General features: G+C 61.6%; 20 protein-coding genes and 1 pseudogene. 13 read left to right on the top strand and 8 right to left on the bottom strand.

The genetic code is table 11. From position 1 onward, the window contains the following. Positions 1-261 precede the first annotated feature (261 nt). The 3 genes from ACR9ZQ_RS37625 to ACR9ZQ_RS37635 all read left to right on the top strand — a co-directional run bounded on the left by ACR9ZQ_RS37625 (position 262) and on the right by ACR9ZQ_RS37635 (position 1493). Positions 262-720 (top strand): helix-turn-helix domain-containing protein, encoded by a 459-nt coding sequence (locus ACR9ZQ_RS37625; RefSeq protein WP_481430376.1) that lies wholly within the window; start codon positions 262-264, stop codon positions 718-720. Between the two features lie 182 nt (positions 721-902). Beyond that, positions 903-1118, top strand: coding sequence for a hypothetical protein (locus tag ACR9ZQ_RS37630; protein ID WP_481430377.1), 216 nt, complete (start codon positions 903-905; stop codon positions 1116-1118). Between the two features lie 54 nt (positions 1119-1172). Beyond that, positions 1173-1493, top strand: a complete 321-nt coding sequence (locus ACR9ZQ_RS37635; protein WP_481431026.1) for a hypothetical protein — start codon at positions 1173-1175, stop codon at positions 1491-1493. Positions 1494-1602: 109 nt separating this feature from the next. Here the strand turns inward: ACR9ZQ_RS37635 and ACR9ZQ_RS37640 are convergent. From ACR9ZQ_RS37640 to ACR9ZQ_RS37675, 8 genes and pseudogenes are all read right to left on the bottom strand, one after another. After that, positions 1603-1941 (bottom strand): annotated as a pseudogene (locus tag ACR9ZQ_RS37640) (oligopeptide/dipeptide ABC transporter ATP-binding protein); the annotation flags it as partial. Positions 1942-2058: 117 nt separating this feature from the next. Then, positions 2059-3456, bottom strand: coding sequence for a dihydrolipoyl dehydrogenase (gene lpdA, locus ACR9ZQ_RS37645; protein WP_481430378.1), 1398 nt, complete (start codon positions 3454-3456; stop codon positions 2059-2061). 3 nt (positions 3457-3459) lie between these two features. Next, on the bottom strand, positions 3460-4689 hold the full coding sequence (locus tag ACR9ZQ_RS37650) for a dihydrolipoamide acetyltransferase family protein (protein WP_481430379.1): 1230 nt from the start codon (positions 4687-4689) through the stop codon (positions 3460-3462). 3 nt (positions 4690-4692) lie between these two features. After that, positions 4693-5706: an alpha-ketoacid dehydrogenase subunit beta gene (locus ACR9ZQ_RS37655; protein WP_310382310.1), complete on the bottom strand. Its 1014-nt coding sequence runs from the start codon at positions 5704-5706 to the stop codon at positions 4693-4695. 1 nt (position 5707) lies between these two features. After that, a complete protein-coding gene (locus ACR9ZQ_RS37660; RefSeq protein WP_481430380.1) occupies positions 5708-6940 on the bottom strand; it encodes a thiamine pyrophosphate-dependent enzyme in 1233 nt (410 codons plus the stop codon). A gap of 60 nt (positions 6941-7000) precedes the next feature. Continuing rightward, positions 7001-8128, bottom strand: coding sequence for an acyl-CoA dehydrogenase family protein (locus ACR9ZQ_RS37665; RefSeq protein WP_481430381.1), 1128 nt, complete (start codon positions 8126-8128; stop codon positions 7001-7003). Positions 8129-8140: 12 nt separating this feature from the next. Continuing rightward, on the bottom strand, positions 8141-9328 hold the full coding sequence (locus ACR9ZQ_RS37670) for an acetyl-CoA C-acyltransferase (protein ID WP_481430382.1): 1188 nt from the start codon (positions 9326-9328) through the stop codon (positions 8141-8143). Positions 9329-9351: 23 nt separating this feature from the next. Next, on the bottom strand, positions 9352-10119 hold the full coding sequence (locus ACR9ZQ_RS37675; RefSeq protein ID WP_481430383.1) for a 3-hydroxyacyl-CoA dehydrogenase: 768 nt from the start codon (positions 10117-10119) through the stop codon (positions 9352-9354). Positions 10120-10201: 82 nt separating this feature from the next. Here ACR9ZQ_RS37675 and ACR9ZQ_RS37680 point away from each other — a divergent pair, with 82 nt between their 5' ends. The 10 genes from ACR9ZQ_RS37680 to ugpC all read left to right on the top strand — a co-directional run bounded on the left by ACR9ZQ_RS37680 (position 10202) and on the right by ugpC (position 22210). Next, complete coding sequence (locus ACR9ZQ_RS37680) at positions 10202-11278, top strand: AraC family transcriptional regulator (RefSeq protein WP_481430384.1); 1077 nt, start codon at positions 10202-10204, stop codon at positions 11276-11278. A gap of 65 nt (positions 11279-11343) precedes the next feature. Further along, complete coding sequence (locus ACR9ZQ_RS37685; protein ID WP_481430385.1) at positions 11344-12489, top strand: isovaleryl-CoA dehydrogenase; 1146 nt, start codon at positions 11344-11346, stop codon at positions 12487-12489. Then, entirely contained in the window at positions 12486-14096 is a 1611-nt protein-coding gene (locus ACR9ZQ_RS37690; RefSeq protein WP_481430386.1) for a carboxyl transferase domain-containing protein, read from the top strand. The genes ACR9ZQ_RS37685 and ACR9ZQ_RS37690 overlap by 4 nt, the downstream gene beginning before the upstream one ends. Before the next feature lie 9 nt (positions 14097-14105). Continuing rightward, a complete protein-coding gene (locus ACR9ZQ_RS37695; protein WP_481430387.1) occupies positions 14106-15971 on the top strand; it encodes an acetyl/propionyl/methylcrotonyl-CoA carboxylase subunit alpha in 1866 nt (621 codons plus the stop codon). Next, positions 15971-16423, top strand: coding sequence for a MaoC family dehydratase (locus ACR9ZQ_RS37700; protein WP_113320683.1), 453 nt, complete (start codon positions 15971-15973; stop codon positions 16421-16423). Before ACR9ZQ_RS37695 ends, ACR9ZQ_RS37700 begins: the two co-directional genes overlap by 1 nt. Continuing rightward, positions 16420-17268 (top strand): HpcH/HpaI aldolase/citrate lyase family protein, encoded by an 849-nt coding sequence (locus ACR9ZQ_RS37705; protein ID WP_481430388.1) that lies wholly within the window; start codon positions 16420-16422, stop codon positions 17266-17268. Before ACR9ZQ_RS37700 ends, ACR9ZQ_RS37705 begins: the two co-directional genes overlap by 4 nt. 523 nt (positions 17269-17791) lie before the next feature. Beyond that, positions 17792-19150, top strand: a complete 1359-nt coding sequence (locus ACR9ZQ_RS37710; RefSeq protein ID WP_310382299.1) for an extracellular solute-binding protein — start codon at positions 17792-17794, stop codon at positions 19148-19150. 127 nt (positions 19151-19277) lie between these two features. Next, positions 19278-20162: a carbohydrate ABC transporter permease gene (locus ACR9ZQ_RS37715; RefSeq protein ID WP_310382298.1), complete on the top strand. Its 885-nt coding sequence runs from the start codon at positions 19278-19280 to the stop codon at positions 20160-20162. Between the two features lie 10 nt (positions 20163-20172). Then, positions 20173-21087, top strand: a complete 915-nt coding sequence (locus ACR9ZQ_RS37720; protein WP_481430389.1) for an ABC transporter permease subunit — start codon at positions 20173-20175, stop codon at positions 21085-21087. A gap of 13 nt (positions 21088-21100) precedes the next feature. Then, a complete protein-coding gene (gene ugpC / locus ACR9ZQ_RS37725) occupies positions 21101-22210 on the top strand; it encodes a sn-glycerol-3-phosphate ABC transporter ATP-binding protein UgpC (protein WP_310382296.1) in 1110 nt (369 codons plus the stop codon). Position 22211 lies beyond the last annotated feature (1 nt).

Genomic DNA, 22211 nt, shown 5'->3' on the forward strand with positions numbered 1-22211 from the left:
TGATCCGAGCGCGGAATGGAATACCAATTTTCTACCAATTTAGATGAAAATTAATCTCCAAAGAACGCCCGACCATCACATTCCAGGATGGGCGTGGCAAAACCGGAATAGACAACAGGACAGCCCGATCACCGAAGGTCGGAGAAAGCAGAGCCGGTCAAGATCGGCCTTCATATGATCTCAAAAACAAATCGTAGAAAAGCGGCGCGATGCCGTCTACAAGTCAATGGACTGAAATGCGAAAGAGACAGAAGGTAGGCCATGAACGTCAAGACACCGAACGCGATTGATACCTATGTCGGCATGCGTATGCGCAGGCGCAGACAGCTTCTCGGCATGAGCCAGGAGCGGCTTGCCGAACAGATCGGCGTTACCTTCCAGCAAGTGCAGAAATATGAAAAGGGCATCAACCGCATCGGCGCAAGCCGCCTGCAGAAGATCGCCGAAGTGCTGCGCACCTCGCCAGCCTTCTTTTTCGAGCAGGACGATTTGGAAGCGCCGAGCCTTGCCGGTCTCAATTTGTCTGCCCCTGCCGATCCGGTCACAGAATTTCTGCGGTCGAAGGAAGGTCTCGTCCTTAACAGGGCCTTCGTGAAGATCGAGGACCGGCGCATTCGCGAGACGATCATCTCGCTCGTCAAGGCGATGGCGCAGGCCGAAAGCAGCGACATTCCGCTGAACGCGCTGAGAATGGACGAGCCGGAATCCCGCACAGAGTAAAAGCGGACGATACCGTCCCATGTCCCTCAGGCTCGAGTCATTCGGTACATTGCGGCTGCTGAACGCGGCGGGGGAGCCTGTATCCTTCCCCGAAAAGGGTTTGTTGACGCTTTGCTATCTGCTCGACAGACCTGACAGCGAATGTCCGCGCGGCCCTCTTCCGCTATAGGGAAGCGCTGGGTGTGATCAGCAGAATGGATGATCGCACGCCGGCCGACCGGGTTGCAGCCGCCTGCTGGGCGATGCTCGGCGACGTGAAAAAGGCCCGCCTCTACATGTGCAAGGCACGCGAAACCAATCCCGATTTCGACGTCGATAGATGGCTGACGCTCGTGCCCTTCAAAGAGGCGTGGCAGAAGGAACAGTATCGCGAGGCTCTGCGAAAGGCAGGCTTCTAGCTCTGTCGGCCTGGCTCAACTGTGTTGCCGCCTCCCGATACGCCATCCAAACTGGTGTCACGCCCGTGTCACGCGCTTTCCTCGACCGCATCCGCTAGAACTCCTTCCAACACGTCTGGGGAGCTCAGTGAGAATGGCAACGGAAGACATCATCGAACTCGGCACGTCGAGAAGGATCAACGACTGCGCGATATCGCCTCGCTCGCGCGGCTCGTTTCCTACGCCCGTCAGAACGCCCGGGAACTCAATGCCGAGTTCTCCGTCTATTGCCTCGATCTCGCGCTTGGCGCGCTGCTGCAGGATCTCGCCGAGAGCGGCATAAACCTGCCCGTCGAGGGAACGATCGAAGATGTACCGGCAGGCCTGGTGCACTGAAGATCGATAGCTTCAGCCTGCCTGGCTGCGATAGCGGATTGGGCGCGGCAAAATGGCAGGCTGAGAACTGGTTCGGCGAGACTTCGCGCAGCGCCGGCCGATTGATCTTGCAGATGTCTTTTGCGATCGGACAGCGCGTATGGAAGCTGCAGCCCGGCGGGACGCGGGAGGGGCTTGGAACGTCGCCCTGCAGCACGATGCGGTTTGCCTTGCGATCGGGATCGGGCTCGGGTGCTGCCGATAGCAGCGCCTGCGTATAGGGGTGCTGCGGCATGGAATAGACGGACTTTTTCGGTCCGATCTCGACGATCCTGCCGAGATAGATCACCGCCACACGGTCTGCGATATGCCGGACGACTGCAAGATCGTGGGCGATGAAGAGATAGGAAAATTCCGCTCCGCCTGCAAATCGTGCGCGTCGTCGTCGAAATGATCGAGGGAGATACATCGGCGCTGCTGCGGGCAACCACGACCATCCGCCTTTCGGGAGAACTCATCGACCGGCGCTCGACCGGCGCGGAACCTGACGCAGAGTAGCCCCCACTATCGGCAGGCGGCGAGCGGCTCAAATGTGAAGAGCGTTCCCCAGGGCTTTCAGTGCCGCTTCCATGACCGCTTCGCCGCGCGTCGGATGAGCATGGATCGTGCCGGCGATATCTTCCAGCCGCGCGCCCATTTCGATGGCAAGCGCGAAGGCGGCCGAGAGCTCGGAAACCCCAGCGCCCACCGCCTGCAGGCCGAGGACCAGATTGGTGTCGGCCCGCGCCACCACCCGCACGAATCCCTCCTCCGAGAGCATGGTCATCGCCCGCCCATTGGCGCTGAAGGGAAACTGGCCGGTCCTAATATCATAACCCTGGGCGCGTGCTTCCGACGGGGACAGACCGGCGCTGACGATTTCCGGATCGGTAAAACAGATCGCCGGAATGCAGCGCTTGTCCCAGGCGCGTTTCTTTCCGGCAACGATCTCCGCCACCATTTCCCCCTGCGCCATGGCCCGATGCGCCAGCATAGGCTCGCCGGTAACATCACCGATGGCATAGATGCCGCGCATGGACGTGCGGCAGCGATCGTCGATCCTGAGGAACGGACCGGCGCGGTCGAGATCAAGCTCTTCGAGGCCTGAGCCAGCCGTTCTCGGACGGCGGCCGACAGTCACCAGAATACGGTCTGCGGCAAGCGCCTGTTGCCGGCCGTCAGGCGTTTCGACGACAAGTCCATCACCAGCATCGGAAAGGCCGATCGCCTTCGCACCGGTCAAGACGCGGATGCCGCGCTCGGTCATCTTGCGCATGACAGGCCGAACGAGATCGGCATCATATTGCGGCAGCACCTGCTGCGTTGCCTCGACCATCGTCACCTGTGACCCCATCTTCGCGAAGGCTATCCCGAGTTCCAGCCCGATATAGCCGCCGCCGACCACGACGAGATTTTTCGGCAACTCGCCCAACGACAACGCCTCGGTCGAAGAAATAACGCGGCCGCCAAAAGGCAGGTTCGGGAGCTCCACCGGATCGGAGCCCGTGGCAATGACGACGGTCTCGGCACGAATGATCTGCTGGCCGGTCTCCGTCTCTACCTCGACCGTCTTGCCATCGCGGAAATGAGCGCGGCCGTGGACGATCTTCACGCGCGCCTTCTGCAACAGGCCGGAGACGCCGCTCGTCAGCCGGCCGACGATACCGTCCTTCCAGGTGATTGTTTTTGCCAGATCGATCGAGGCGCCCTCGACGCGGATGCCCATCGGATTCTTGCCCGTCAGCATTTTCTGCGTGGCGTCGAATTCCTCTGCGGCATGAATCAGCACCTTGGAGGGAATGCAGCCGACCGTCAGGCAGGTACCGCCCGGCTTACCGGCCTCGACGATGACAGTGTCGATGCCGAGCTGGCCGGCACGGATGGCGCAAACATAACCGCCGGGACCTGCACCGATGACGAGGAGCTTGCAGACAATCTCTTTCATGGCTCAGCCTTCGATGAAAATGAGCGCCGGGGTTTCGAGCAGCGTGCGGATGCGCTGCACGAAGGTCGCCGCGTCCCAGCCGTCGATGATGCGGTGATCGAAGCTGGAGGAGAGGTTCATCATCTTGCGCGGCACAAATTGCGCACCGTCCCAGACCGGCCGTATCGCGATCTTGTTGACGCCGATGATCGCCACTTCCGGGTGATTGATGACGGGCGTGGAAACGATGCCGCCGAGCGCGCCGAGCGAACTGATGGTGATGGTCGAGCCTGAGAGTTCGTCACGCGTTGCGGTACCAGAACGCGCCGCTTCCGCCAGCCGGCTCATTTCGACTGCGCAATCGAAGATGCCGCGCGCTTCGGCATGCCGCACGACGGGCACGGTGAGCCCCGCCGGCGTCTGCGTGGCGATGCCGATATGCACGGCGCTATGGCGCGTGATGATGCCGGCATCATCATCGAAGGTGGCGTTGACATAGGGCTGATCGGAAATCGCCTTGACGAGCGCCCGCATCAGGAAGGGCAGCACCGTCAGCTTGGGATGCTCGGCCTTGCGGTCGGCATTCATGGTGGCGCGCAGTTCCTCGAGCGCCGTCATATCCACTTCCTCCACATAGGTGATGTGGGGAATGCGTGAGGTCGAAAGCACCATCTTTTCGGCGATGCGGCGCCGAAGACCGGTCAGCTTGATCTCCTCGGTCGTCGTCTTCTTTGCCAGGCCGGCACGCGCCGGAGCGGGTGCTAAACCCTGGTTCAGGAACTGTTCGATATCTTCGCGCAGGATGCGGCCGGCCGGACCTGTGCCCTGCACCTGCCTTAGATCTACACCGCTCTCGCGGGCAAACAGCCGTACCGATGGCGCAGCGAGTGGCTTTTCGGTCGGCGGAGCTGCCGGCGCCGGTGCCTTTGGAACGGGTTTCGGAGCTTGTGCTTTCACCGGCTCAGCGGGCTGCGGCTGAGGAACCGTCTCGGGTTCCTCCTCTCCGGCGCCGCTTGCCGTCTCGATGCGTACCAGCGGCGCCTTGACGGCAATCCGATCGCCGATCTCACCGGCCAGCCAGGTCACCGTGCCGCTGACGGGCGAGGGAATTTCGACGGTGGCCTTGTCGGTCATGACGGCGGCGATCACCATGTCCTCGCGCACTGGATCGCCGGTCTTCACATGCCATTCGACAAGCTCTGCCTCGGCGACACCTTCGCCGACATCCGGCATCTTGATGATGAATTCGCCCATGATTCAGGCCTCCATCACTTCGGCAAGCGCGCGCCCGACGCGGCCGGGTCCGGGAAAATAATCCCATTCCTGTGCATGCGGATAGGGCGTATCCCAGCCGGCGACACGCACGACCGGGGCTTCCAGATTATAGAAGCAATGCTCCTGAACCAGCGACACGACCTCCGCACCGAAGCCCGAGGTTAGTGTGGCTTCATGCACGACGACGCAGCGCCCGGTCTTGGTGACGGATTTGACGATCGTATCGAGGTCGAGTGGCAAAAGGCTCCGGAGATCGATCACTTCCGCATCGATGCCGGCATCTTCGGCGGCGGCGAGCGCCACATGCACCATCGTGCCGTAGGCAATGACCGTCACAGCCGAGCCCGTGCGCCGTACCTCAGCCTTGCCGATCGGGATCGTAAAATGTCCCTCCGGTACCTCGCCAAGATCGTGCTTCGACCATGGCGTCACCGGCCGCTCGTGATGGCCATCGAAAGGTCCGTTATAGAGCCGCTTCGGCTCCAGGAACATGACAGGATCGGGATCCTCGATCGCGGCAATCAGCAGGCCTTTGGCGTCATAGGGATTGGACGGCACCACCACTTTCAGGCCGCAGACATGGGTGAAGAGCGCTTCCGGGCTCTGACTGTGGGTCTGGCCACCAAAAATGCCGCCGCCGGTCGGCATGCGCACGACAATCGGGCAGGTGAAATCGCCGTTTGAGCGGTAGCGGATACGCGCCGCCTCCTGCGTCAGCTGGTCGTAAGCCGGATACATATAATCGGCGAACTGGATTTCGACGCAGGGCTTCAGCCCATAGGCCGCCATGCCGATCGCCGTGCCGACGATGCCGGATTCGCTGATCGGCGTGTCGAAGCAGCGCGTCTTGCCGTATTTCGCCTGCAGGCCCTGCGTGCAGCGGAAGACGCCGCCGAAGTAACCGACATCCTCGCCGAAGACCACGACATTGTCATCGCGCGCCATCGAGACATCCATGGCGCTGCGTACGGCCTCGATCATCGTCATCCGGGCCATGTCAGTACCCCGCCTTCTGCCGCTGGCGGCGGATATGCGGCGGCATCTCGGCATAGACGCCTTCGAAGATATCGCGCACCGAGGGCTTGCCGCCGTCATGCAGCGTGCCGTGCCCCTCGGCCTGACGTTGAGCCTCAATCACCTCATCCAGGATCTCCGCTTCGGCCTGAGTATGGCGCTCCTCTGACCAGACGCCCCTGACGATCAGGTGTTTCTTCAGCCGCAGGACGGGATCGCCGAGCGGCCAGGCTTCCGATTCCGTCTTCGGGCGATAGGCGCTCGGATCGTCGGAGGTCGAATGGGCGCCGACGCGATAGGTGACATATTCGATCAGCGTCGGGCCAAGATTGCGCCGGGCGCGCTCAGCCGCCCAGCGGGCGACGGCATGGACAGCGAGATAATCGTTGCCATCGACCCGTAACGCCGGAATACCGAAGCCGAGGCCACGGGCCGCAAAGGTGCCGGAGCCACCGCGGGCAATACCCTGGAAGGTGGAGATCGCCCACTGATTGTTGACGATGTTGAGAATAACAGGCGCCTTATAGGTGGAGGCAAAGACCAGCGCCGAGTGGAAATCCGATTCCGCTGTCGAGCCATCTCCGATCCAGGCGGCGGCAATGCGGCTGTCATTCTTGCTCGCCGAGGCCATGGCCCAGCCCACCGCCTGCACATATTGCGTGGCGAGATTGCCCGAGATCGTGAAGAAGCCGTGCTCCTTGGAGGAATACATGATGGGGAGCTGGCGCCCGCGCAGCGGATCACTCTCGTTCGAGTAGATCTGGTTCATCATCTCGACCATCGGGTAGTCGTCGGCGATCAAGAGGCCGGCCTGGCGATAGGTCGGGAAATTCATGTCTCCCTTCTGCAGCGCCTTGCGGAAGGCGCAGCTGACCGCCTCTTCACCGAGATGCTGCATGTAGAAGGAGGTCTTGCCCTGCCGCTGCGCCATCAGCATGCGGGCATCGAAGGCGCGCAGCTTCATCATGTTTCGAAGCCCGGTCAGCAATTTCTCGTCCGTCAAAGACCCTGCCCAGGGACCGACCGCCTCGCCGTCGCGGTTCAGCACGCGAATGATCGAATAGGCAAGCTCGCGGATGTCTTCAGACGCGACATCGACTTCCGGCCGTGGCACCGACCCAGCCTTGGCGATCTTGACATTGGAAAAATCGGGATGGCCGCCCGGGCGGACGGCGGGTTCGGGGACATGCAGGCTCAAACGAGCAGATTCCACCATGTGGTCTTTTTCCTCCCTCTATCGGCCCCGCTCCTCTCCTCCAGAAGCCGGACCTTATCGTTATAGGTTGCGGGCAATCACCATGCGCTGCACGTCGCTTGTTCCCTCATAGATCTGGCAGATGCGCACATCGCGATAGATCCGCTCCACCGGATAGTCGGCTATGTAACCATAGCCACCATGGATCTGGATCGCATCTGAGCAGACACGCTCGGCCATCTCAGAGGCAAAGAGCTTGGCCATCGAAGCCTCCGACAGGCATGGCTGTCCCGCCTCCCTTAGCGAGGCCGCATGGAAGACGAGCTGGCGCGCCGCCTCGATCCGCGTCGCCATGTCGGCGAGCCGGAAGGCAACGGCTTGGTGTTCGACGATCGGCTTGCCGAAGGCAGTCCGCTCACGTGCATAGTCGCGCGCCGCCTCGAAGGACGCCTGCGCCATGCCGACGGCCTGCGCTGCAATTCCGATCCGCCCGCCCTCGAGATTGGCAAGCGCGATACGATAGCCCTCGCCCTCCTCACCGAGCCTGAGCTCGGCCGGAATGCGCATGCCGGTGAAGGCGATCTGGCAGGTGTCGGAGGAATGAAGGCCAAGCTTTTCCTCGACCCGGATCACCTCATAACCCGGCGTATCGGTCGGCACGATGAAGGCGGTGATACCCTTCTTGCCGGCCTCGGGATCAGTGACCGCAAAGACGATGATGACCTGGCCGTTCTTGCCCGAGGTGATGAATTGCTTTGAACCATCGAGCACATAATGGTCGCCGTCGCGCCGCGCCCGCGTCTTCAGGTTCGAGGCATCCGAACCCGCCTGAGGCTCCGTCAGCGCAAAGCCGCCGATCCATTCACCGCTCGCAAGTTTCGGCAGGAAGCGCTGGCGCTGCTCCTCATTGCCGAATTTCAGGATCGGCACGCAGCCGACCGAACTGTGCACGCTCATGATGGTCGAGCATGGCCCGTCACCGGCCGCGATCTCCTCAATGGCTGCGGCATAGGCGATGACACCGGTATCCGATCCGCCATAGGCCTCGGGCACCAGCATGCCGAGAAGCCCAAGTTCGCCCATTTCCTTCAATTCTTCACGCGGGAAAAGAGATTCCCGGTCGCGTTTGGCCGCGCCCGGCGCCAGCCGCTCGCGGGCGAAGTCACGCGCGAGATCGCGGATCTGCTGCTGAAGTTCGGAAAGGATCATCGGCCCCCTCCCCTAGTGCCGCTCGATGGCGACGGCGGTTGCCTCGCCACCGCCGATGCAAAGTGCGGCCATGCCGCGCTTCAGGTCGTAACGCTCCAGCGCCGACAGAAGCGTCACCAGAATACGGGCTCCGGACGCACCGATCGGATGGCCAAGCGCGCAAGCGCCACCATGTACATTGACCTTCTCATGCGGCAGGTCGAGGTCGCGCATCGCCGCCATGGCAACGACGGCAAAGGCCTCGTTGATTTCGAAGAGATCGACCTCGGAGAGCGGCAGACCGGTGCGATCCGAAAGCTTTTGCAAAGCGCCGATCGGCGCGGTGGCGAAGAGATTGGGGGCCTGCGAATGCGTGGCATGGCCGAGGATGGTGGCAAGCGGTCTCAGGCCGCTGCGATCCGCCTTCGAGCGGCGCATCAGAACGAGCGCCGCCGCACCATCGGAAATCGAACTGGAATTGGCGGCAGTCACCGTGCCGCCGTCGCGAAAGGCCGGCTTCAGGGTCGGGATCTTGTCAGGCCTCGCCTTGCCCGGCTGTTCGTCACGGCTTGCCACCTGCTCGGCCTTGCCGGATTTCACCGTCACGGGCACGATTTCGCTGTCAAAATAGCCTCCGGAAATCGCCTTCTGCGCCCGGGTCAGCGAGGCGACCGCATAGGCATCCTGCGCCTCACGTGTGAACTGATAGGCTTCGGCGCAATCCTCCGCGAAGCTGCCCATCAAGCGCCCCTTGTCATATGCATCCTCCAGCCCGTCGAGGAACATATGATCCACGACCCGCCCATGGCCGAGCCTGTAACCGGCACGGGCACGATCAAGGAGATAGGGCGCATTGGTCATGCTTTCCATGCCGCCAGCGACCGCCACGGAAGCGCTTCCCACCGCAATCAGGTCATGGGCCATCATGACCGCCTTCATGCCGGAGCCGCACATCTTGTTGACGGTGCTTGCCCCTGTCGCGAAGGGCAGGCCGGCATGGATCGCCGCCTGGCGAGCTGGTGCCTGCCCCTGTCCGGCAGGCAGTACACAACCGAAAACGACCTCCTCGATTGCATCCGCCTCGACGCCACTGCGCTGCAGGGCCGCGCGGATTGCGGCTGCACCGAGCTCAGGGGCCGCAGCATCCTTGAGTTCACCCTGAAAACTGCCGATCGGCGTGCGGGCTGCACCGACGATGACGATGGGATCCTGCAGGGCCATGTTTCCTCCTTCGGGCCTGGCGCTTATCGCGCGCCCATACGCAATGCGCCGTCGAGGCGGATGACCTCGCCGTTCAGCATGCTGTTTTCCAGGATATGACGCACCAGCGCGGCAAATTCCGCCGGATGCCCGAGACGCGGCGGGAAAGGCACGCTCTTGCCAAGTGCTTCCCGCACCTCCGCCGGCATGCCGGCCATCATCGGCGTTTCGAAAATGCCGGGCGCAATCGACACGGTGCGGATGCCGTGACGCGCAAGCTCGCGGGCGATCGGCAGCGTCATCGCTGCGACACCGCCCTTGGAGGCGGCGTAGGCTGCCTGACCGATCTGTCCGTCGAAGGCGGCGGCCGAGGCCGTATTGACGATCACGCCCCGTTCGCCCTCCGCATCCGGTTGCACAGCCTCGATAGCGGCGGCGGCAAGCCGGATCATGTTGAAGGTACCGATGAGATTGATGCCGATCGTACGGGCAAAGCTCTCCAGCCGGTGCGGCCCCTCGCGGCCGACAACTTTCTCGGCCGGCGCTACGCCGGCGCAGTTGATAAGCCCGCGAAGCGGGCCGAAAGCATCCACGGCCGCGGCAATCACCGCCGCACCGTCCTCTTCATCGGTCACGTCGGCCTTGATGAAGCGCGTATCCTGTCCCAACTCACGGGCGATCGCCTCGCCTGCATCGAGACTGAGATCGGCGATCGTCACGCGCCCGCCGGCTTCGACGAGCATGCGTGCCGTCGCCGCCCCGAGCCCTGAGCCGCCACCGGTAACGATGAAACCTGCGCCGCGGATTTGCACGGATCTCTCCTCCCTGCCCGACAGACATCTCCTCCAGAGTCCGCCTTAACAAGAATTCTATTCCCTCGCCCTATTGCAAGCGATGACAGAATTGCCCCAATATTTCGGCCAGTTTTGCCATATTGTTTGTCGGAGTGAAGCAGCGATGGCCGAAATCGAGCGACGCATGATCGCACCGGGCTTCGTCGAGGAAGCGCTCGACAGCCTGCGCCGCCTTGGGAAGCCGACCGCGTCTCTTCTGACCAAGCTCGGCCTGCCGCAACGGATCGATCAACCGGTTTCAGCTGAGGCCTATGGCGCATTGTGGCTCGCGATCGCCGCCGAACTCGACGACGAATTCTTCGGCATGGGCGCCCGACCGATGCGTAGCGGCAGCTTCACCCTGCTCTGCCATTGCGTGCTGCACGCGCCCACGCTCGGCCACGCGCTGCGGCGGGCCTTGCGTTTCCTCGACGTGGTGCTGGACGATCCGCGTGGTACGCTCGTTATCCGCGACGGGCTGGCTCAGATTGAGCTTCGCGACGCAGGCGAGCCGCGCTCGGCCTTCGCCTATCGCACCTACTGGATCATCCTGCATGGCATCATCTGCTGGCTTGTCGGTCGGCGTATCCCGATCCGCCTTGTCGATTTCCGATGCGAAGAGCCAAACCAAGGCGCCGACTACCGGCTCTTTTTCGGTGCGCCGGTGCGTTTCTCGCAACCGATCAGCCGGCTCGGTTTCGACAGCGCTCTGCTCGATCTGCCTATTTCGCGCAGCGAACAGGCACTGAAGCAATTTCTGCAGGGCGCGCCCGCCAATATCCTCGTGCGCTATCGCTATGATGCCGGCATTGCTGCTGGCGTGCGCCGTCGTCTCTCGCAAACCTCTCCCGCCACCTGGTCGAGCTTCCAGACGCTCGCTGCCGAGATGCGCCTGCCATCCTCGACGCTCCGCCATCGCCTGCATGACGAGGGCCAGAGCTATGCCGGCATCAAGGACGATATCCGCCGGGACCTTGCCATCGACATGCTACTGAACACGTCGAAGACGATCGGCGAAATCGCCGTGCAGCTCGGCTATTCCGAACCCAGCGCCTTCTTTCGCGCCTTCAGGAAATGGCTGGGCAAGAGCCCCGATGCCTTCCGCCGCGAGGAAGCGAAATCGGCGCAGTGGGAATAGGCTTCGTTCGAGAGAGCTTTGAAGCGGCAGCAACCCGCGCTACATATTGTAGCGGGAGGAATGCCATGTTTGATTTTTCGCTGGGCGAAACCGCGGACGCGATCCGCGACGCGACGGCGCGATTTGCCGCCGATACGATTGCTCCGCTCGCTACGGAGATCGACGAAAGCAATACGTTTCCACGTCAGCTCTGGCCGCAGATGGGCGCGCTTGGTCTGCACGGCATCACGGTGGAAGAAGAATTCGGCGGTGCCGGTCTCGGCTATCTCGAACATGTCGTTGCCATGGAGGAAGTCTCGCGTGCTTCGGCTTCCGTGGGCTTGAGCTACGGCGCCCATTCCAATCTCTGTGTCAACCAGATCCGCCGCTGGGCCACACCGGAGCAGAAGCAACGCTATTTGCCAAAGCTGATTTCCGGTGAACATGTCGGCTCGCTTGCCATGTCCGAAGCCGGCTCCGGCTCGGATGTCGTTTCCATGCGGCTCAAGGCGGAACGCAGGGGTGATCGCTACCTCCTTAACGGGACGAAGTTCTGGATCACCAATGCGCCGCATGCCGATGTGCTCGTCGTCTACGCAAAGACCGATCCGGCCGCGGGACCGAAAGGTATTTCGGCTTTCATCATCGAAAAAGGGATGTCCGGTTTCAGCGTTTCAAAAAAGCTTTCCAAGCTCGGCATGCGCGGCAGCGATACGGCGGAATTGGTCTTTCAGGATTGCGAGGTGCCGGCAGAAGCACTGATGGGCCGGGAAGGCGACGGCGTGAAGATCCTGATGTCCGGCCTCGATTATGAGCGTGCAGTGCTCGCTGCCGGTCCGCTTGGCATCATGCAGGCCTGCCTCGATGTGGTGCTGCCCTATGTGCGGGAGCGCAAGCAGTTCGGCAAGGCGATCGGCGACTTCCAGCTGATGCAGGGCAAGATTGCCGATATGTATGTCGCGCTGAATTCATCGCGCGCCTACGTCTATTCTGTCGCCCGCGCCTGCGATGGTGGCCGCACGACCCGCACGGATGCGGCGGCCGCGATCCTCTTTGCCAGCGAGAATGCCGTGAAAGTGTCGCTGGAGGCGATCCAGGCGCTCGGCGGTGCCGGATATACCAAGGAGTGGCCGGTCGAACGTTTCCTGCGCGATGCCAAGCTTTACGATATCGGCGCCGGAACCAACGAGATTCGCCGCTATCTGATCGGCCGGGAGCTCATCGCATCATGACGGTGATTTCCTCTGACATCGATCGCGGCAGCGAGACCTTCAAGACCAACACAATCAATAATAAAGGACTGATCGACGAGCTCTACGACCGCTCAGCGAAGACCCGTGGAGGCGGCTCACAGGCAGCGTGCGAGCGCCACACCGGCAAGGGCAAGCTCCTGCCGCGCGACCGCATCCAGTTGCTGCTCGATGCCGGCAGCCCCTTCCTGGAGATCGGCACGCTGGCGGCGAACGGCATGTATAATGACGAGGCGCCGGGTGCCGGCATCATTACCGGCATAGGCCGCGTTTCCGGCCGCGAGGTGATGATCGTCGCCAATGATGCGACGGTGAAGGGTGGTGCTTATTTCCCTGTCACGGTGAAGAAACATCTGCGGGCGCAGGAGATCGCCATGCAGAACCGGCTGCCGTGCCTCTACCTTGTCGACAGCGGCGGCGCCAATCTCCCGCATCAGGCCGAGGTCTTTCCCGACCGCGATCATTTCGGGGCGATCTTCTACAATCAGGCACAGATGTCGGCCGAAGGCATTCCGCAGATTGCCTGCGTCATGGGAAGCTGCACGGCGGGCGGCGCCTATGTGCCTGCCATGTCCGACGAGACAGTCATCGTTCGCAATCAGGGTACGATCTTCCTTGCCGGCCCGCCGCTGGTGAAGGCCGCGACGGGCGAGATCATCTCGGCCGAAGAGCTCGGCGGCGCCGAAACCCATGGCCGCCGCTCCGGCGTCGTCGATCACGTCGTCGAAAATGACGAGCATGCGCTGCTTCTCGTGCGCGATATCGTCGCCAGCCTCAACAGCGTGAAATCAGTCGACATCGACATTCAAGCACCACGTCCGCCAAAACTCGATCCGGAAGATCTGGGCGGTATCATCCCGGAGGATGTGCGCTCGCCTTATGACGTTCGCGAGGTCATCGGCCGCATCGTCGATGGTTCCGAACTGCATGAATTCAAGCCGCTCTATGGCGCGACACTGGTCTGCGGTTTTGCCCGTATCTGGGGCATGCCGGTCGCCATCATCGCCAATAACGGCGTGCTGTTTTCCGAAAGCGCGCTGAAGGGCGCGCATTTCATCGAGCTTGCCTGCCAGCGCCGCGTGCCACTGCTGTTTCTGCAGAACATATCGGGCTTCATGGTCGGCGGCCGTTATGAGGCAGGCGGCATCGCCAAGGACGGGGCAAAACTTGTCACCGCGGTCGCGACTGCCACCGTACCCAAGGTCACCGTCATCATCGGCGGCAGTTTCGGCGCCGGCAATTACGGCATGTGCGGCCGCGCCTATCGCCCACGTTTTCTCTTCACGTGGCCGAATAGCCGTATCAGCGTGATGGGCGGCGAGCAGGCGGCCTCCGTGCTTGCCACCATCCGCCGTGATGCGATGGAGGCGCGCGGCGAAAGCTGGCCGGTGGAAGATGAAGAAGCTTTCAAGGCGCCGATCCGCGCCGGTTACGAGGCCGAGGGCAATCCCTACTACGCCACCGCACGCCTCTGGGACGACGGCATCATCGATCCGCGCCAGACGCGCGATGTGCTGGGCCTTGCCTTTTCCGCCTGCCTGAACGGGCCGATCCCCAAAGGGCCGCGCTTCGGCGTCTTCCGGATGTGAGGTGGCGCGATGATGGAAAGCTTGCTCATAGCCAACAGGGGTGAAATCGCTCGTCGGATTATCCGCACGGCGAAAGCCCTCGGCATCCGCACCATTGCTGTTTATTCAGAGGCCGATGCCGGCCTGCCCTTCGTGGCAGAGGCAGACGAGGCTCTTGCCATCGGCCCAGCGCCTGCTCGCGAGAGCTATCTTTCACAGAAGTGTATTCTGGAGGTCGCCCACAGGACGAGTGCGGCCGCAATCCATCCCGGTTACGGCTTCCTGTCGGAAAATGCCGAGTTTGCCGAAGCCGTCGAGAATGCCGGCATTATCTGGGTTGGTGCGCCACCTGCCGCGATCCGTGCCATGGGGCTGAAGGATGCTGCTAAGCAGATGATGCAGGCCGCCGGCGTGCCGGTCACACCTGGCTATATGGGAGCGGATCAGAGCGGAGAAAGGCTTGCTGCGGAGGCGGATGCGACGGGCTATCCCGTGCTCATCAAAGCTGTCGCCGGCGGCGGTGGCAAGGGTATGCGCCGCGTCGATCAGAGGCAAGACTTTGCCGAACTGCTCGCCTCCTGCCGCCGCGAGGCGGCCTCGTCCTTCGGCGACGACCGCGTGCTGATCGAGCGCTATATCGCCAATCCGCGCCATATCGAGGTGCAGGTCTTCGCCGACCGTTTCGGCAATTGCGTCCACCTCTTCGAACGCGACTGCTCGCTGCAGCGCCGGCACCAGAAGGTGATCGAGGAGGCCCCCGCTCCCGGCCTCGACGCCGCCACCCGCGCCTCAATCTGTGAGGCGGCGGTCAGGGCTGCGAAGGCGGTGGACTATATCGGGGCAGGCACCATCGAATTCATTGCCGATGCCTCGGAGGGCCTGCGCCCGGACCGTATCTGGTTCATGGAGATGAACACGAGGCTGCAGGTGGAACACCCTGTCACCGAAGCCATCACCGGTGAGGATCTGGTACTCTGGCAATTGAAGGTCGCCGCCGGCGAGCCGCTGCCGAAGGAGCAAGACGATATCCTCATGAACGGCTGGGCTTTCGAGGCTCGCCTTTACGCCGAAAACCCTGCTGCCGGCTACCTGCCCTCGATCGGCCGCCTGGATCATCTGCGCTTGCCCCAAAATGTCCGGGTCGACAGCGGCGTCGAGGAAGGCAACGAGATCACCGCCTTCTACGATCCGATGATCGCCAAGATCATCGCTCACGGCCCAAATCGCGACGCAGCCCTCGCCAGGCTCACCAGGGCCTGCGAAAGCATCGAAGTCTGGCCGGTGAAATCCAATGCCGGCCTGCTCGCCCGCATTGCCGCCGACGCGGATTTCCGCGTGGCAAAGATCGATACGGGCTTTCTCGACCGTCACGCAGAGACCTTGCTGCCGAAGGAGCCCGACGAGACGACTATCGACAGGGCGGCGACGGCCTTGGCAGCAAAAGAAGGGACCGATCCCTGGTCGGCCCTCGCCGGCCTGCGCATATCGGGAGCAAGCGATAGCCGCGCGCGTGTTCGCATCGGCGACCATCTCTATTGGGGGCATGTCCGCTCCGGTCTCGACACCAATGCCATCAAGTCCGGCGATATGACGGTTCTCTTCGATGGCGGCAATGCCTGGCCGATCGGCCTTCCCGTCGCCAGTGAAGTCGAAGCGCATCAGGGCGCCGGCGATGGCGCAATCCTTTCGCCAATGCCGGGCCTCGTCATTTCCGTCGATGTCGCGGAGGGCGATCACGTTGTCAAAGGCGACAGGCTGCTGACGGTTGAGGCGATGAAGATGGAACATACGCTGCGCGCACCCTTTGACGGCCTGGTCGGCAAGCTGCCAGTCTCCGTGGGCGCCCGGGTCTCGGAAAACCAGCTCGTCGTCAACGTCATGAAGGAAGAGCACTGATGGCCGGCCGCTACTTCGACGAATGGACGGTCGGCGACCGGGTTGCCCACGAGATCCGCCGCACGGTCACGGAAACCGACAACCTGCTCTTCACGACGCTCTCCCATAATCCGCAACCACTGCATCTCGACGCCGATTATGCGGCGGGTACGGAATTCGGCCGCATCGTGGTCAACGGCACCTTCACCTTCGCGCTCACCGTAGGCCTCTCGGTCGGTGACACGACACTCGGCACGCTGGTCGCCAATCTCGGCTACGACAAGGTGACGATGCCGAAGCCGGTTTTCATTGGTGATACGCTTCGTGTGGAAACCGAAGTGACGGAGCTCAGGCGCTCCAACTCGCGACCCGATGCCGGGATCGTCACGTTCAAGCATATCACGCTGAACCAGCGAAACGAGATCGTCTGCCAGTGCCTGCGCACGGCCATGCTGCAGGTGAAGCCGTCATGAGGCTGCGCTCGCTGCTGTTCGTGCCCGGCGACAGGCCGGAGCGTTTTGACAAGGCTCTCGCCTGCGGCGTCGATGCCGTCATCCTCGATCTGGAAGATTCGGTTTCCGCGCGGAACAAGCCGTTGGCGCGAGACGCCGTACACGACTTTGTCGCACGCCGCGCAACTGATGCGACGCTTATTATTCGCATCAATCCCCTCACTACGTCAGCCTGTGAAGACGATCTCGTTGCGCTCGGCGATATCAATCCCTTCGCGATCATGTTGCCGAAGTCCGAAGGCGCAGCTTCGGTACGCCAGCTCGCAGGCCGCCTGTCATCCGCTGTCCCTATCCTGCCGATCGCGACGGAGACACCGGCCGCCATCTTTGAGATCGGCAGCTACAGAGATGTCGCCTCTCATCTCTTCGGGCTGACCTGGGGCGCGGAAGATCTTCCTGCCACGATCGGCGCTGCGACCGCCCGTGAGGCAGACGGACGTTATACCGCCCCCTATGAGCTGGCCCGATCCCTGGTGCTGTTTGGCGCGCACGCCGCCGCGGTTCCTGCCATCGAGACCGTCTATCCCGACTTCCGCGATCTCGACGGTCTCGCAGCCTATGCTGCTCGCGCCCGACGCGATGGTTTCTTGGGGATGATGGCGATCCATCCGGGCCAGGTCGAACCGATCAACCGCGCCTTTACACCGGACGCGGCGGAGATCGCCTGGGCAGAAAAGGTCGTGACCGCCTTCGCCGCTTCACCGGACACCGGCGTCATCCAGATCGACGGGCGCATGCTCGATCTGCCGCATCTGAAACTCGCAAAACGCATTCTGGAGGCCGGAAAACTGGCGCATGAAGGATGACTGGCCTCTGGCCCAGTCAGACGGCAGCGAGAAACTGGCAGGCGGAGGAACTTGGATACGCGGTTCACCGACACCGGAAGCGCCCAAGAAATAGGCAAAATGATCAAAATGTCGCAAAATGAATATCTTATGTCGTATTTTTGCAGCTCAACGCACAGCTGTGCAAAGCTATTTCCGAGGTCGAAATCTCCTGACAGTAGGTTGTTTCCGGTCGAGCATTCGAGAGATTTTTGAAATCGGCCTAATAATAATGGCTATTAATAGAATTGAATAGGCACGGTAGCTTTCATCGTTCGAGCTATATTTCATACATAAATGGAATATAGGCGATCACATCAGTGGACAGCGGGAACCTAAGGCATCAATGTCAGATGAAAAGTTCACAAAATTTGCACATGAATATTTTGTGACAGAAACTTTCTACTCTATTCATGTCATATAAACTTCATTGGTTACCGCAAATTGAACCAGTTAATAGGGCGTGCGCTCAAGAGGGGGCGTGTCCTATTTTTCGAGGGTTCTCATGCAAGCCAAGCTTCTCGGCGCCGTAGGCGCCCTTCTCGCTACAGCCTTCCTTGCTGCTGGTCCTGCCGCCGCCGCCGAAAAGACCAAGATTGATTTCTGGTTCGGTAACTCGGGCGACATCGCAAAGCGCGTTCAGGAACAGTGCGACCGTTTCAACCAGTCCCAGGGCGACTACGAAGTCGTCTGCACCAGCCAGGGCTCCTACGACGCCTCGCTGCAGAATACGATCGCCGCTTTCCGCGCCGGTAAGCAGCCGACGATCGCTCAGGTTTCGGATGCCGGCACGCTCGACATCATGCTTTCGGGCGCCTACTACCCGGCCAACAAGCTCATGAGCGACATGGGCTACAATGTTGACTGGAAGGACTATTTCTCCGGTATCGCCGGCTACTACGCAACGTCGAAGGGCGAGATGTACTCCTTCCCCTTCAACTCCTCGACGGCTCTGCTCTATTGGAACAAGGACGCCTTTGCCAAGATCGGCAAGGACCATGCTCCGGCAACCTGGAAGGAAGCAGGCGAAGACTTCAAGGCTCTCAAGGACGCAGGCTATGCTTGCCCGCTCGGCTTCGACATTTCCAACAACGAAGTCTGGCAGTACATTGAGCAGTTCGAAGCCGTCAACGGCGAAGCGATCGCTACGAAGAAGAACGGCTTTGAAGGCCTCGACGCCGAGCTGGTGTTCAACAAGAACCCGATGCTCGTCAGCTACGTCAAGGACCTGAAGTCCTGGTACGACAATAAGCTCGCCGTCATCAAGAACAAGGCTGTCGGCCAGACCTTCGTTGAAGCCTTCGCTGCTGGCGATTGCCAGGTCATCTTGACCTCGGTTGGCGACCACGGCAACGTCGGCCGTACCGCCAAGCAGGGCATGAACTGGGGCGTTTCGATGCTCCCGACCTATGGCGATGCGACCCGTCACAGCTCCTACGTCGGCGGCGCTTCGCTCTGGGTTCTGAAGGGTCATTCGGACGCCGAATACAAGGCTGCTGCTGCCTTCTTCAACTTCATCGCAAAGCCGGAAGAAGCTCTCACCTGGTCAACCGTTACCGGCTACATCCCGGTTCGTAATTCCGGCTTCGAATACCTGAAGAAGCAGGGCTTCTACGACAAGGCTCCCTATGCCGGTCGCGAACTCGCCATTCAGAGCCTGACCGCTTCCCCGGCTGGCGACACCTCTGCAAAGGGCATCCGTCTCGGTGGCCTGCTCCAGGTCCGCACCGAAATCGCTAACGGCCTGCAGGCAATCTTCGTCAACAATGCCGATGTCCAGGCTTCGCTCGACACTGCTGCCGATCGCGGCAACCAGCTCCTGCGTCGCTTCCAGCAGACCTACAAGGGCGTTCAGCTTCCCTAATCGACTAATGTGAGCCGCACCCGGACCGCTTTGGCGTGCCGGGTGCGTCTTTGCACATTCCCCTACCGGCTGCGGGAGCGACATCGCCGCCCGCGCCAGAACCAAACCAGGACGAAAACGACCACTCATGGAAAAGCGCGTCACTTTCTCCTCGACGACGATCGGCCTTCTCTTCGCATTTCCGATGCTGCTGCTGATCTTCGTCTTCTTCTACTGGCCAAGCGCGCAGGCGCTGTATTGGGCGTTCACGCTCGAGCAGCCATGGGGCGGCGGCAATGCCTGGGTCGGTTTCGACAATTTCAAACTGCTGCTGAGCGACCCGATCTATTGGGACTCCGTCACCCGCAGCATGATCTTCGGCTTCAGTTCGACTGTTATCGCCATGGGGCTGGCGCTCATCCTGGCGCTTCTGACGGATCGTGAACTGCGTGGCCATAAAATCTACCGGTCGGTCTTCATCTGGCCCTATGCGATTGCTGCTCCCGCTCTCGGTCTTGCCTTCCGCTTCATCCTGGCACCGGAGGCTGGTCTTCTGTCGGTCATCAACCACGTCTGGCCTGGCCTCTGGAACCCGGCGCTCGACGGCAAGGATGCCATGATCGCCGTGATCATCGCCTTTTCCTGGAAATATATCGGCTACAACTTTATCTTCTTCCTCTCGGCGTTGCAGGGCATTCCACGCTCGCTGATCGAGGCGGCCGCCATGGACGGCTCGGGGCCGCTGCGCCGCATGCTGGACATCCAGTTGCCGCTGCTTACGCCGACGCTGTTCTTCCTGCTCGTCATCAACATCACCGAAAGCTTCCAGGATTCCTTCGGTATCGTCGACGTCATGACCCAGGGCGGTCCGGCGCGCGCCACGGATCTCATGGTCTACAAGATCTATTTCGACGGCTTCAGGGGCCTCGATTATTCCGGCGCTGCAGCACAATCCATGATCCTGATGGGGCTCGTCATCCTGCTCACCATTTTCCAGTTCCGCTTCATCGAGCGGCGCGTGCACTACAAGTGAGGTCGCAAACATGATCGAACGCACGCCAATATTCAATTTCGTCTGCTACACCCTGCTCGCACTCGGCCTGGTGATCGCACTTCTGCCTTTCCTGATCGTCATCGTCGCATCGACGCTTGATCTCGAGACCGTCAACCGCGTGCCGCTGCCGCTGGTCCCGAGCAGCCATTTCTGGGAGAACGTGCAGACTGCCTGGGTTCGCGCCGATCTCGGCAACAAGCTGTTTCACAGCATCATCTTCGCTGCCACGGTCGGCGCCGGCAAGGTCATCCTCTCGGCCATGGCCGCCTTCTCGATCGTCTATTTCCGCTTCCGCGGCCGCTATCTGATCTTCTGGATCATCTTCATCACGCTGATGCTGCCGCTGGAAGTGCGCATCGTGCCGACCTATTCGATCGCCGCCAATGCGCTTCAGCCCTTCCAGGCGATCCTTGATGCCACCGGCATCAGCTGGCTTGTCGCCCAGGTCACCGGCATCCAGATCAAGCTTGAATGGGGTCTTCTGAACTCCTATCCGGGTCTCGTGCTGCCGATGGTCGCCACCGCGACCGGTACCTTCCTCTACCGCCAATTCTACCTGACGGTTCCCGATGAGCTTGCCGAAGCATCGAAGATGGATGGCTCAGGTGCGGTTCGATTCTTCTGGGACGTGCTGTTGCCTCTGTCGCGCCCGAACATGATTGCACTTTTCACTATCATGTTCGTCTGGGCCTGGAACCAGTATCTCTGGCCGCTGCTGATCACGACCGATCCGAAGTTCGGCATCGCCGTCACTCAGCTCAAGACACTCATCCCCTCCGAATTCGGCCTGCCTGACTGGAACGTCGCAATGGCCGGAACATTGATCATCATGTCGCCACCACTGATCCTCGTCATCCTGATGCAGCGTTGGTTCGTGCGCGGCCTTATCTCCACCGAGAAGTGAAAGGAACAGACCCTTGGCACCGATCTCCATCCGTGGCGTGAAAAAGAGCTATGGCAAGAACGCCGTCGTTCATGGCGTCGATCTCGAAATCCAGTCGGGCGAATTCATCGTCATCCTCGGCCCGTCCGGCTGCGGCAAGTCCACGCTGTTGCGCATGGTCGCCGGCCTGGAAGAAATCACCGGGGGCGAAATTGCGATCGACGGCCGCGTGGTCAACCAGCTCGAGCCGCGTGAACGCGGCTGCGCCATGGTCTTCCAGAACTACGCACTCTATCCGCATATGAGCGTTGCCGAGAATATCGGCTATGCGCTGAAGGTCGCTGGCGTGCCGAAAGCCGAGCGGGACCGCCGCATCGCCGATGTCGCCAAGGCGCTCAGCCTCGAGCCCTTCCTGGAACGCCGCCCAGCCGCTCTCTCGGGCGGTCAGCGCCAGCGCGTCGCCATGGGCCGCGCCATGATCCGCGAACCGAAGGTCTTCCTTTTCGACGAACCGCTGTCGAACCTCGACGCCAAGCTGCGTATCGCCATGCGTGCGGAAATCCGCCGCCTGCATCGCCGCCTCGGCGCCACGTCGATCTTCGTCACGCACGACCAGAACGAGGCCATGACGCTTGCCGACCGCATCATCGTCATGAACTCCGGATATGTCGAACAAGTCGGCACGCCGGAAGAGGTCTATCACTTTCCCGCAAGCCGTTTCGTAGCCGGTTTCGTCGGTACACCGGCGATGAACTTGCTGGAAGGCCGCGTCAACGAAAACGGCACCTTCATCTATGATGAAGGCCGTACCGTCGCCCTTCCGGCCGAGCGTGGCAAGCAGCTCGCCGGCCAGCGTGTCGTTCTCGGCGTACGCGCCGAAGCTGCCCGCCTCGTCTCTCCGGATGCACCGGGTGCGCTTGTTGCGACCGCCGACTTCATCGAAGAACTGGGCGCAAGCCGCGTCGTGCATGCCGATTTCGATGGCCTACCCTTCGCCGTCGCCATGACCGGTTCGGTCTCGCTGAAGACCGGCGACCGGATCGGCATCGCGATCGATCAGGATTCGATCCATCTCTATTCGGCCGACACCGGCGCAGGTCTCGTCGCCCCGGCTCGCACCGGCGCAAAGACCGTCGACGCCTGAG

It is taken from the genome of Rhizobium sp. KNZ14-9A (genome assembly GCF_056755015.1).